Here is an 11,881-nt window from a genome sequence, read left to right as displayed (position 1 = left end):
CAGGCGGCGCGGCCTGGCTGTGCCTCAGGGCAGCGTCAGGCTCAGCGCCAGCGCATCGCTGTTGCTGACGTCGATGATCAAGGTCTTGCTGAGGCTGGCCGTGCTGGCCACCAGGCTGTACTTGCCGGTCGGCGTGGCGGTGTCGGCCAGGAAGCTCAGCGCCGTGGCGTTGGCCAGGTAGGCGGTCTTGACCGGCGCCGCGCTCGGCAGAGTCAAGGCGAAGGAGCCCGTCAGGCCGTCCACTGGCATCGCAGCCACCTCGACGGTGGGGCCGCCGGTGTAGGTCTTGCGCGCCACCACCATGGCGTCGATCGGGCTCACCGCCGGGTTCAGGGTCACCGTGCCGCTGGCCAGATGCTGGCCCGACAGCGGCGGGTCGATCGGCGCGCTGGCGGCGTTGAGCGTGGTGTTCGCGGTGCTGCTCACCGGCACGCCCGTCACCGTGGCGGTGGCCCGGCCGCTGCTCTGAATCACCACGTCGTAGTTGCCCACCGGCAGGGGCGCCAGCACGAACTTGCCGCTGGCGTCCGGCACCGTGGACTTGACCGGCACGCCGTTGAGCTGGGCCGAGACCTGGGTGCCAGCGGCCAGCGCCGGCACCACATAGCCGATCACGCGCTGGGCCGCATCGCTCACCCGCGGCAGCACCGCCACCACCGGCTTGAGGTTGTAGCCGCCCGAGTTGCCTAGGCGCACCACCGACCGGCAGGCGTCGAAGTCCAGCACCATGTCGGCCACCTGATCGGCGGCCACGTCGATATTGGCATTCAGCTTCAGCCCGCTCTGCAGCGCGCTGGGCGTGCTGAGCGCGACCTCCTGGCCACCGCTGGGCGTGACGGCGTTGGCCATCGGGTTGGCGCCATCATTGGCCGCCAGCACCAGACGCAGCTGGGTGTACTTGCCGGCGGGCAGGGCGGTCTGGCCGAGTTCGCTCAGCACGCCGTTGGTGAGCGTCAGCAGGTCGACACGCTTGGCCGGTGCCAGCACCAGCTCCGACCAACCCGCGTCGCCGTCGGCGGCGTTGCTGCTCTGGTGCACGCGCACCTTCTGCACCGACACGAAGACATGCTCGTAGCCACAGCTGGGTGCATCGGTCAGCGCCACGCGCAGACTGCCCATAGTGGAGGCGGGCGGCGGGCTGGTGCCGGCGTCGCCACCGCCACCGCCGCAGGCGCCGAGGATGACTGCCAGCGCGGCAGCGGCCAGACGGGATGCGAGGGGCGTATTTTTTGCGATGTTCATGGTGTGGATCTCCTGGAAAGTGGAACTCCCTGGACGAGTTCCTGGCTAGCTTTCGAATTTGATCCGAGCCGGGGCGCTGGCGCCGGAAGCGGCGTGTTGCAGGTGTAAGCAGGCGTTTTGCTCAGCCCTGGACCTGATTCCGCCCACCCTGCTTGGCGCGGTAGAGCGCGGCATCGGCGCAGGCTTGCCAATGGGCCAGATCCCGGCCCTCGGCGGCCCCCGCGGCAGCGAAGCCGAGGCTGATCGTGACCCTGAGTTCGGGATGCACGTCGCTGAAGTCAAGCGCCTGCACGGCCTTGCGGACACGCTCGGCCACGGCCCGCGCGGCGTCCGCATCGGTGCCCGGCAGCACGACCAGGAATTCTTCACCGCCCACGCGCCCCAGCAGGTCACCCTGGCGCAGCTGCGCCCTGCCGGTCTGCGCCACCCGCTGGATCACCAGGTCGCCGGCCGCGTGGCCATGCTGATCGTTGACTCGCTTGAAGTGGTCGATGTCGAACATCAGCAGGCTTACCGCGTGCTGGCCGAAGCGCCGCGAGGCCAGGCATTGCTGCGCGTAGCGCTCGACGCAGCGGCGGTTCGCCACGCCGGTGAGGGTGTCGGTCAAGGCCAGGTCGCGGTACTTGCGGCTGCGCAGGCGCCAGCGCCAGGCGATCGCCACGACCGCCACCAGCAACACCAGCGCCAGCGCGATCGCGAGGTATTGGGCCCGCCGCGCCGCGATCAAGGCCTGGATCTGCCGCTCGCGCTGCGACGCGTCGAATTGCTGCCGCATCCACTGGCTGCGCTGGTCCGCCTGCTGGCTCACCTGTGCCTCGCGCAGGGTCTGGTAACGCCTGAGATCCGCGTACGCGGCCGCGTGTTGGCCCAGGGCCGCCCGCGTCGCGGCGCGGCTCTCGAGCAGCATGGTGAGGTAGCGGGTCTGGCCCTCCGCCTCCCAGGTGGGCAGCAAGGCGTCGAACAGGCGGGCCGCCTCGGCATGCTTGCCCAGCCCGGCCAGGGCGCGGGCGCGCTGGAACTCGGGCATGCGATCCGTGATGCCGACCTTGTCAAAGGCACGGCGTGCCGCGCTTGCCGAGGCCAGCGCCTCGGTGTAGCGCTTGGCCTTCACCTCGCTCATCGCCTGGCCCGCCAGGGCCGCGGCGAGGTTGGCGAAATCGCCGCGCGCCTCGGCGCCTTGCTGCACCTGGCGGAACAGCGCCATTGCCGTGTCCAGCTGACCGAGGTCGTGGTACGAGTAGGCAAGCTGCAGCAGATCGCTGACCAGCGAATCCCAACGGTCCAGGCGCGCGGACTGCTGGCGGCTGCGCTCCAGGTACTGGATCGCCAGCTCCAGCTCGCCGATGCGCCGATAGGCGATGCCGATGTTCTGCAGTGCGAAGCCGTAGTCCGAGGTGCCGCGGGCCTCCGCCAGCCGGTAGGCCTCCAGCGCATCCGTCAGCGCCAGCGCATGCTGGCCGGTTTGCGAGCGCGCTCCGCTGCGCACCCCCAGCAACGTCAGCAACATGTCTTCCTGCTTCAGCGCGCGGGCCAGCTCGATGCCCTCGGTGTAGCTGGCGATTGCCGCGGCGGCGCTGCGCAGCGGCTCCTGCAGGCGCCCCGCGCATTCCAGCAGCAGCAGGCGATCGGCGTCCTTTTCAAGCCCGGCCTTGAGCGTCTGCTCGACACCGCGCAAAAAGGTCTCGGGCTCGAGCGGGTCCTGGCACTCCAGCACCCTCAGCGCCAGCGCATTTCGGCTGTCCTGCGGGGTCAGGCGGGCTTGCAGGCCGTTCAGCAATTGCCGGCGTTGCTCCAGCGCGGCGGGCAGGCCGGCACGCTGCAGCCGCGCGATCTCTTGGCCCAACGCCACGCTGCCGGCATCTGCGGCGCGCGCGCCGGCCGACAAGCCGCCTGCGGCCAGCAGCGCGCCTGCGAGCAGCAGGGCTCGGACCCGCTGGGTCCCGCCGATGCAAGAGGAGCGGCGCGTCATTCCTGCCAGTACCTCGCACCCATGCGGCCGCGCAGCGCGCGCAGCTGCTGCTGGCTGTCGGCATTGAGCCACTCCTCGTAGAGCGCCTGGATGCGCTCCCGAACGCCCGGCTGGGTCAGCAGGGCATCGATGGCGGCGGCGGCGCGCCGGCCGGCCGGATTGTTCGAGCAGGCGATGTAGGAGAGCTGCGTGTCGCTGAGTTCGGTCAATGGCCACCAGCCCAGCGTGCGGCCGAGTTCGGGATGCAGGCTGTTGAAGTAGCTCAGCTCGAACTCGTACACCAACGCCGCGTCCAAGGCATGGCCGCGCGCCAGCATGGCCAGCACCGACTGGTTGGAGGTGCCGAGAATGAAGCGCCGCACCTGTGCCGCATGGTCGCTCAGCAGCGCATCCACCGCCGGCCCGTGAGCCCGGTAGCCGACCAAGCCCATCTGCACCTTGCGCACAAGCAGTTCCCGCAGCGACAGGGTGGCACGCTCGCCCGCGGTGACCGGAGCGCGTGCATCCGTCTTCCTCAACACCACGCCCGTTGGCAGGAAGCGAAAGATCGCCTCGGTGAAGGCATAGCGCTGCATGCGGCTGGGCGTGCGGCTGAAGGCCGGGCTGCAGACCGCCTGTTCGGGCCCCTGCAGCTCGCGATCGAGCCGCATCGGCGAGGCGTCGAGGGTCTCGTGCCGGTACTGCGGCAGGCCGGGCTGCAGCACCTCGGCGACCATGCGGTCCACATAGCCGCGCAGGCGCAGTGGCCCCTCGCGGATCGCCATGGGCGCGTAGGGCGCGCCGGCCCAGACCAGGCGCTCGAGCGGCGCGGCGGCGGCCGGGCTCGCCAGCGCCAACGCAGCCCCGAGCAGGGCAGCGCCGCGTATCGCCTTGTGCCCAAGGCGCCACAAGATGCTCAGACACCGGGGCATGAACGACGTGTCGTAACAGAATGTTTTGATATTGGCATGTATTCACGGCTACCAGCCGGCCCGAGGCACGCATTCACGCCGAATCCGTGACCAAGTGCTGGCTCTGCCGTGCCAGCGCTGCCGGCGCCGGGCCGGCACAATGCCCGCTCCGGCCCCCGCGACCGCCCAACGCTGCATGCCATGCCCACCAGCTCCCGCCCCTCACGCTCCCGCGCCGCGCCGCAGGCCCGCCCCGCCATCGACCTCGCCCTGCAGGGCGGCGGCTCGCATGGCGCCTTCACCTGGGGCGTGCTTGACGCGTTGCTGGAAGATGGTCGGCTGGCCATCGATGGCATCTCGGGCACCAGTGCCGGCGCGATGAATGCCGCCGTGCTGGCCAGCGGCTGGGCCCGCGGCGAGGCGGCGGGCGCGCGTGCCGCATTGGCGAAGTTCTGGCAGGCCATCGGTGGCGTGGCGGGCTGCTGGGCGCCGCCCGGCCCCAGCTTGCCGGCCTGGGCCTTCAACCGCGATCAATGGCCCGGCTATGCGCTGTGGGACAACTGGCTCAAGCTCTGGAGCCCGGCCCAGCTCAACCCCTTCAAGCTCGACCCGCTGCGCGACATCGTCGCCGCCCATGTGGACGAGGATGCCTTGCGCCATGGCCCGCTGAAGGTCTTCGTGGCCGCCACCTCGGTACGCAGCGGCCAGCCGCATATCTTCAGCGGCACGGAGCTGAGCATTGATGCCTTGCTCGCCTCGGCCTGCCTGCCGCAGAGCGCGCAGACGGTGGTGATTGACGGCGAGGCCTTCTGGGACGGCGGCTTCTCCGGCAATCCGGCGCTCTGGCCGCTGATCTATGGCACCGCGAGCGACGATGTGCTGCTGGTGCAGATCAATCCGCGCGAACATGACGGCATCCCGCAGACGGCGGTCGAGATCAACGACCGCGTCAACGAGATCACCTTCAACGCCAGCCTGGTGGCCGAGTTGCGCGCCATCGCCTTCGTGCAGAAGCTGCTGGCCGATCAGCGCGTGGACCCGACGCGCTACAAGGCCCTGCGCATGCACCGCATTGCCGATGAGCCGGGCCTGGCGCCCTTCGACGCCTCCAGCAAGCTCAACACCGACCCGCGCCTGCTGCGCCAGCTGTTCGAGCTGGGGCGCCGTGCCGCGCAGGCCTGGTTGCACACCGATCTGCCGGCGGTGGGCAAGCGCAGCTCGATGGACGCGCAGGCCCTGTTCCTGGCGCCGCGCGGCCCCTGAGCCACCTCAGCGCGGCTGCTCTTTTCCCTTGAGACCCGCGGCCTCATAGCGGTTGCGCGGGTTCCACAGCATCCAGCCCTGCGTGCCCTGGGCCTCGGCCGCGTCGATCTGGGCGCGGATCTCGGTGGCGCCGAAGGCCCGGTGGTCGAAGGCATAGTCGGCAAAGGCCTGCAACCAGGGCCGGTACAGCGGCGGGCCGCGGCCGGTGCGCTCGCCGGCGCGCTGCAGCGAATGCGCCACCAACTCGTAGGGTGCCTTCATCGGCTCGCGATGGCCGGGAATGCCGAAGGCGAAGCCCGAGGGATAGAGCATGGGCGAGAACAGGTCCACATGGCCGACCAGGCTCTCGAGCTGCTGGCCGATCTGGGTGTCGTCGCTGTTCCAGACCACGTAACCGAAGATGTCGGCGGCGATGAAGACGTTGTAGCGCGCCACGCGCTGGCGGGCGGCGTCGAGAAAGGCGACGATGGCGGCCACCCGGCCGGCCTCGGTATTGGGCTGACCGAAGCGCAGGCCGGCCTGATCCGGGAAACGCAGGTAGTCGAACTGCAGCTCGTCGAAGCCCAGCGCCGCCGCTTCCTCGGCCAGGGCCAGGCTGCGCTCCCAGGCCGCGCGCTCGAAGGGGTCGATCCAGGCCAGTTCCTCGCGGTCCTGCCAGAGCTGGCCGCGCGCGTCGTGCACGGCCCAGCGGGGCTGGGCCTGGGCCAGCGGCTCGTCCTTGAACACCACGATGCGCGCGATCAGGTACAGCCCCCGGCCCTTCAGCTCGGCCATCAACGCGGGCATGTCGGCCACCGTGACGATAGGCTGCGCCAGGCCCGCCGCGGCCACCGCCGCGCTGCGGTAGGGCACGATGCCGCGATCGCCCTTGATGTCGATCACCAGGGCATTCAGCTCGGTGCGCTCGATCAGCTGCAAGGCGTCGGCGCGCAACAGCGCGTTGCCGATGCCATAGGCCGACAGATAGAGGGCCTTGGGCTGGATGGGCTGCAGGGCGATGCGCAAGGGGCCGCTGCCGGCGAGTGCCAGCGTGCGGCGCTGGTAGCCCGGCGCGCGGGCCGACACGCTGCTGCCCGCCGTCTCGGCAAGCTCGGCGCGCCCGGAGGCATCGCTGAGCGTCTGCGCGCCGCCCGCCACCAGCGTGGCCGCGGCGATCGGCAGGCCGCTGCCGGCATCGACCACCTGCAGCTCCCGCGCCCAAGCCGTGGGTGCCCACAGCAGGGCCAGGCACAGCAGCATGCTGCCGCGCCAAGCAGGAGAAGAATGGTTCATGGCCGCATGCCTCCGGGACGCATTTTCGAGCCGCTCGCAGCGCTCAAGCTAGGCCCGCTGTCTGCGGCCGGCCTTGATCCAGATCAGCGAGACTGGGGGCCTGCGGCGACATCGTTCGCCCCGTCCAGGAGAATCGCCGCCATGAGCCCGAACCCGCCCGAGCCGCCCAAACCCGCGCCGAACCCGCCGCTGGACTGGCGGCCGCAAAAGCTCTGGTTGCTGCTGCTGGCCCTGGTGGCGCTGTTCTGGCTGCGCGATCTGTGGGTCGCGTCCACCCAGGTCCAGCCGATTCCCTACAGCGAGTTCCTCCAGCACCTGAAGGCCGGCCGGCTGGAGTCCATCACGGTGGGCAGCCAGTTCATCGAGGGCAAGCTCAAGGCCGCGCAGCCCGACGGCCGCACCCGCATCGTCACCACCCGCGTCGCGCCCGAGCTGGCACGGGAGCTGGCGCAGTACGAGGTGCGCTTCGAGGGCGTGGTGGAGAACACCTTGCTGCGCGACCTGTTGTCCTGGGTGGTGCCGGCCCTGGTGCTGATGGGGGTCTGGAGCCTGATGGCCAAGCGCATGGCGGGGCAGGGCGGGCTGGGTGGTCTGCTCTCGGTGGGCAAGAGCCGCGCCAAGCTGCATTCCGAGACCGATGTGGGGGTGCGTTTCGACGATGTGGCGGGCGTCGACGAGGCCAAGGCCGAGTTGCGCGAATCGGTGGACTTCCTCCGGAACCCCAAGGCCTATGGCCGCCTGGGGGCGCACATGCCCAAGGGCGTGCTGCTGGTCGGGCCGCCCGGCACCGGCAAGACCCTGCTGGCGCGCGCCATGGCGGGCGAGGCCGGCGTGCCCTTCTTCTCGATCACCGGCTCGGAGTTCGTCGAGATGTTCGTCGGCGTGGGCGCGGCGCGCGTGCGCGATCTGTTCGAGCAGGCCCGCGCCTCGGCGCCCTGCATCATCTTCATCGACGAGCTCGACGCCCTCGGCCGTGCGCGCGGCGTCGGCCCGCTGAGCGGCGGCCATGACGAGAAGGAGCAGACGCTCAACCAGTTGCTGGCCGAGATGGACGGCTTCGACGCCAGCACCGGGGTGGTGATCCTGGCCGCCACCAACCGGCCCGAGGTGCTGGACCCGGCCCTGCTGCGCGCCGGCCGCTTCGACCGCCAGGTGCTGGTGGACCGGCCCGACCGCAAGGGCCGCGTCGACGTGCTGCGCGTGCATGTCAAGAAGGTCACGCTGGGTGCGGATGTGGACCCCGACGCGGTGGCGGCGCTGACGCCCGGCTTTGCCGGCGCGGATCTGGCCAACCTGGTCAACGAGGCGGCGCTGCTGGCCACGCGGCGCGGCGCCGAGGCGGTGGCGATGCAGGACTTCACCGCGGCGGTGGAGCGCATCGTCGCCGGGCTGGAGCATCGCCAGCGCGTGCTGGGCGAGCAGGAGCGCCGCACGGTGGCGGTGCACGAGATGGGCCATGCCCTGGTGGCCATGGTGCTGCCCGGCAGCGACCCGGTGCACAAGATCTCCATCATTCCCCGCGGCGTGGGCGCGCTGGGCTACACCTTGCAGCGGCCCAGCGAGGATCGCTACCTGGCCAGCCGCAGCGAGCTGTGCAATCGCCTGGCGGTGCTGATGGCTGGGCGCGCGGCCGAGGCGCTGCTGCTGGGCGAGGTCTCCACCGGCGCGGCCGACGATCTGGTCAAGGCCAGCGACATCGCCCACGACATGGTGACGCGCTACGGCATGTCGGAAACGGTGGGGCAGGTGGTCTACGAACGCCAGCGCCAGCGTTTTCTGGAGCTGCCCGAGAACCTGGCGCTGGAGGGCGGGCTGTCCGACGCGACGGCGCGCCGCATCGACGACGCGGTGCGCGCCCTGGTGGATGAGGCCTATGGCCGCGCCACGGCCTTGTTGGCGTCCCGCCGCGACCTGCTGGCGCAAGGGGCCGAACGCCTGCTGGTGCAGGAGAGTCTTGGCGAGGAAGAACTGCGGCCGCTGGCCGAGGCAGCCAGGGCGCTGCCTGCGGCCGGAGTTTCCGTCGACGCTTAAGTTGACGCTTGGGCCCCGGCGCCGCTGTCGTCCTCGCCGCCCGGCACAAAGCTCACGCCGTGGGCCGCGAGGTATTCGCGTATCAGCTTGCGCACCACCTGGGAGGGTGTCACGTCCTGCTTGGCACACAGCATTTCAAAGGCCTTCTTCTTGGCTGGATCGATCAACACGGTCAGGCGGGCAGTCTTCAGTTCCATACCGGCTCCATATGTTAATCAAATTGTAATTGCAATCATGCTGAATGCACATTAGATTACAAGCCAATGGCATTCCACTACCTGCATCGTCTGACCGGCCGGGTTCGCACCCGCGAGGCGAACCGGCAGTTGGGTGGCATCCTGGCCTTTGTGGCCGGTGCCATCAATGCCGGTGGCTATCTGGCCGTGCAGCGCTACACCTCGCACATGACGGGCATCGTCTCAGCGATCGCGGACGACCTGGCCACCGGCGGTTTCGGCCTGGCGGTTGCCGGGCTGGCCGCGCTGGCCTCGTTCGTGTGCGGCGCCGCCTGCACGGCGGTGCTGATCAACTGGGCCAGACGCCGCCAACTGCGCAGCAAATATGCGCTGGCGCTGTTGCTGGAGGCGGTGCTGCTGCTGGCCTTTGGCCTGGTGGGCGCGCACCTGAGCTCCTTCGAGCATCTGCTGATCCCCACCGCGGTGCTGCTGCTGTGCTTTGTGATGGGCTTGCAGAACGCCATCGTCACCAAGATTTCGCGCGCCGAGATACGCACCACCCATATGACCGGTGTGATCACCGACCTGGGCCTTGAACTCGGGCGGCTGTTCTACTGGAACCGCAACCCCGATGCCAATGCCATCCATGTCGTGCGGGCCAACCGCGACAAGCTGGCCATCCATGCGCTGGTGCTGGGCCTGTTCTTCTTCGGCGGCCTGCTCGGCGCGCTGGCCTTCAAGCATTTCGGCTTCAGTGCCACCATCCCGATTGCCTGCCTGCTGGTCGTGCTGGCCGCGCCACCGCTGCTGCTCGACCTGCGGCATGGCCGCCAGCTCTCCCATCCCCTGTCTCGCCACACCTGATGCTCGAATCCGAACCCGTGAACGACCACGTCAAGCCCTTCGTCTACGAGACGCTTAACACCAAGGCCCTGCATTTCTCCATCTGCGAGATCCAGAGCCGCATGCAGACGCTGCGGCCCTATGCGCTGGACCTGGACTACACGCGCACCATGATGGGCTTTCTGCTGCTCAAGGACGAGCCCGACACGCTCGCCATGATCGGCCTGGGCGGCGGCTCGCTGGCCAAGTTCTGCCACCGCTACCTGCCCACGACGCGCATCAAGGTGGTGGAGATCAACCCCCATGTGATCGCGCTGAAGAGCGAGTTCAAGGTGCCGCCGGACGACGAGCGATTCAAGGTGCGCGAGGGCGACGGCGCCGATTTCGTGCGCTTCCCGCCCTACCGCATGGACGTGCTGATGGTGGACGGTTTCGACAGCGAGGGCACGCCGCCGGCCCTGTGCTCGCAGCGCTTCTACGACGACTGCCTCGATGCCTTGCAGCCCAACGGCCTGATGGTGGCCAATCTGCACACCGGCCATGTCGATTTCGAGACCCATCTGGCGCGCATACGGCGCAGCTTCGGCGAAGAGGTGCTGGTGGTGGGCGACGGCGACTGCAGCAACAGCATCGTGTTCGCCTGCAAGGGCCTGCTGCTGCGGCAGGCGCGGCCGGCGCTCCTGCGCAAGCCGCGGCATTTCGATCGCCAGACCTGGGACGAATTGCTGCCCTCGTTTGCCGCGGTGGCGGCCGAGCTCAAGCGCCTGCAGGACGGCGCCTGAGCGCCGCCAGCCTCAACACTCGACGATATTCACTGCCAGACCGCCGCGCGCGGTCTCCTTGTACTTGGTCATCATGTCGGCGCCGGTGTCGCGCATGGTCTTGATGACCTTGTCCAGGCTGACGAAATGCGTGCCATCGCCGCGCAGCGCCATGCGTGCCGCGTTGATGGCCTTTACCGAGGCGATCGCGTTGCGCTCGATGCAGGGGATCTGCACCAGGCCACCCACCGGGTCGCAGGTCAGGCCCAGGTGGTGCTCCATGCCAATCTCGGCGGCGTTCTCTACCTGTTCGGGCGTGCCGCCCATCACCTGGCACAGCGCCGCCGCGGCCATCGAGCAGGCCACGCCCACCTCGCCCTGGCAGCCCACCTCGGCGCCCGAGATCGAGGCGTTTTCCTTGTAGAGGATGCCGATCGCCGCGGCGGTGAGCAGGAAGTCGATCACGCCCTCGTCGTTGGCGTGGTGGACGAAGCGGCTGTAGTAGTGCAGCACCGCCGGCACGATGCCGGCCGCGCCATTGGTGGGCGCGGTGACGACGCGGCCGCCGGCGGCGTTCTCCTCGTTCACTGCCAGCGCATAGAGGTTGACCCAGTCCATCACCTGCAGCGGGTCGCGCAGCGCGGCCTCGGGGTTGGCGGTGAGGTCGCGGTGCAACTGGGCGGCACGGCGCTTGACCTTGAAGCCGCCCGGCAGAATGCCCTCGGTGCGGCAGCCGCGCGTCACGCAGTCCTGCATCACCTGCCAGATCTTGAGCAGCCCGGCGCGCGTTTCCTCGTCGCTGCGCCAATGACGCTCGTTGCGCCGCATCACCTCGGCGATGCTGATGCCGTGCGTCTTGGTCAAGACCAGCAACTCGTCGCCGGTCTTGAAGGGGTAGGGCAGCACGGTGGCATCGGGCGCAATCACCTTCTGCTTCTGCCCGTCGGCCAGCACCTCTTCGGTGACGACGAAGCCGCCGCCCACCGAGTAGTAGGTGCGCTCGGCCAGCAGCTCGCCCGCCGCATCGAAGGCGCTGAAGCGCATGCCATTGGCGTGCAGGGGCAGGCTCTGGCGGCGGAACAGGGTCAGGTCTTTCGCCTCGTCGAAGCCAATGCCATGCTCGCCCAGCAGGCTGATGCGCTTGCTGGCGCGGATCTCCGTCAGATAGCCCTCGATGCGCTCCACATCGACGCTGTCGGGCTCGTGGCCGGACAGGCCCAAGAGCACCGCCTTGTCGCTGCCGTGGCCCTTGCCGGTGGCGCCCAGCGAGCCGTAGAGCTGTGAGCTCACGCGCGCGGTGCGCTCCAGCAGCCCCTCATGCCGCAGGCGCAAGCCGAACAGGCGCGCAGCGCGCATGGGCCCCACGGTGTGCGAGCTGGATGGCCCGATACCGATCTTGAACAGGTCGAAAACGGAAACGGCCATCGGGGGCTC

10 protein-coding genes are annotated in these 11,881 nt (G+C 69.4%); 4 read left to right on the top strand and 6 right to left on the bottom strand.

What is annotated here, in order from left to right:
• Nucleotides 1-24 precede the first annotated feature (24 nt).
• From AC3WQY_RS15210 to AC3WQY_RS15200, 3 genes are all read right to left on the bottom strand, one after another.
• Nucleotides 25-1,242, bottom strand: coding sequence for a DUF4382 domain-containing protein (locus AC3WQY_RS15210; protein WP_492709505.1), 1,218 nt, complete (start codon nt 1,240-1,242; stop codon nt 25-27).
• Between the two features lie 121 nt (nt 1,243-1,363).
• The gene (locus tag AC3WQY_RS15205; protein ID WP_492709504.1) at nt 1,364-3,091 is read right to left on the bottom strand and encodes a GGDEF domain-containing protein; all 1,728 of its coding nucleotides are present in this window, start codon (nt 3,089-3,091) and stop codon (nt 1,364-1,366) included.
• Nucleotides 3,092-3,207: 116 nt separating this feature from the next.
• Nucleotides 3,208-4,101: a hypothetical protein gene (locus tag AC3WQY_RS15200; protein ID WP_492709503.1), complete on the bottom strand. Its 894-nt coding sequence runs from the start codon at nt 4,099-4,101 to the stop codon at nt 3,208-3,210.
• 201 nt (nt 4,102-4,302) lie between these two features.
• On the opposite strand from AC3WQY_RS15200, the gene AC3WQY_RS15195 reads away from it, so the two are divergent.
• Nucleotides 4,303-5,364, top strand: a complete 1,062-nt coding sequence (locus tag AC3WQY_RS15195; protein WP_492709502.1) for a patatin-like phospholipase family protein — start codon at nt 4,303-4,305, stop codon at nt 5,362-5,364.
• 6 nt (nt 5,365-5,370) lie between these two features.
• Here the strand turns inward: AC3WQY_RS15195 and AC3WQY_RS15190 are convergent, their stop codons facing one another.
• A complete protein-coding gene (locus AC3WQY_RS15190; RefSeq protein ID WP_492709501.1) occupies nt 5,371-6,636 on the bottom strand; it encodes a putative glycoside hydrolase in 1,266 nt (421 codons plus the stop codon).
• Between the two features lie 141 nt (nt 6,637-6,777).
• Here AC3WQY_RS15190 and ftsH point away from each other — a divergent pair, with 141 nt between their 5' ends.
• Nucleotides 6,778-8,667 (top strand): ATP-dependent zinc metalloprotease FtsH, encoded by a 1,890-nt coding sequence (ftsH, locus tag AC3WQY_RS15185; RefSeq protein WP_492709500.1) that lies wholly within the window; start codon nt 6,778-6,780, stop codon nt 8,665-8,667.
• Here the strand turns inward: ftsH and AC3WQY_RS15180 are convergent.
• Entirely contained in the window at nt 8,664-8,864 is a 201-nt protein-coding gene (locus tag AC3WQY_RS15180) for a CopG family transcriptional regulator (RefSeq protein ID WP_492709499.1), read from the bottom strand. The genes ftsH and AC3WQY_RS15180 overlap by 4 nt on opposite strands.
• Nucleotides 8,865-8,930: 66 nt before the next feature.
• Between AC3WQY_RS15180 and AC3WQY_RS15175 the strand changes: the two genes are divergently transcribed.
• A complete protein-coding gene (locus tag AC3WQY_RS15175) occupies nt 8,931-9,707 on the top strand; it encodes a YoaK family protein (RefSeq protein WP_285232226.1) in 777 nt (258 codons plus the stop codon).
• Between the two features lie 17 nt (nt 9,708-9,724).
• Nucleotides 9,725-10,468 carry a spermine/spermidine synthase domain-containing protein gene (locus tag AC3WQY_RS15170; RefSeq protein ID WP_492709498.1) on the top strand — a complete coding sequence of 248 codons (744 nt, stop codon included), beginning with the start codon at nt 9,725-9,727 and terminating at the stop codon, nt 10,466-10,468.
• 12 nt (nt 10,469-10,480) lie between these two features.
• Here the strand turns inward: AC3WQY_RS15170 and AC3WQY_RS15165 are convergent, their stop codons facing one another.
• Nucleotides 10,481-11,872 carry an L-serine ammonia-lyase gene (locus tag AC3WQY_RS15165; protein WP_492709497.1) on the bottom strand — a complete coding sequence of 464 codons (1,392 nt, stop codon included), beginning with the start codon at nt 11,870-11,872 and terminating at the stop codon, nt 10,481-10,483.
• Nucleotides 11,873-11,881: the final 9 nt, after the last annotated feature.

Source organism: Roseateles sp. FW301-B2, assembly GCF_058788955.1.
The sequence above is the reverse complement of the archived record's forward strand: the minus strand, read 5'-3'. Positions and strand labels throughout refer to the sequence as shown.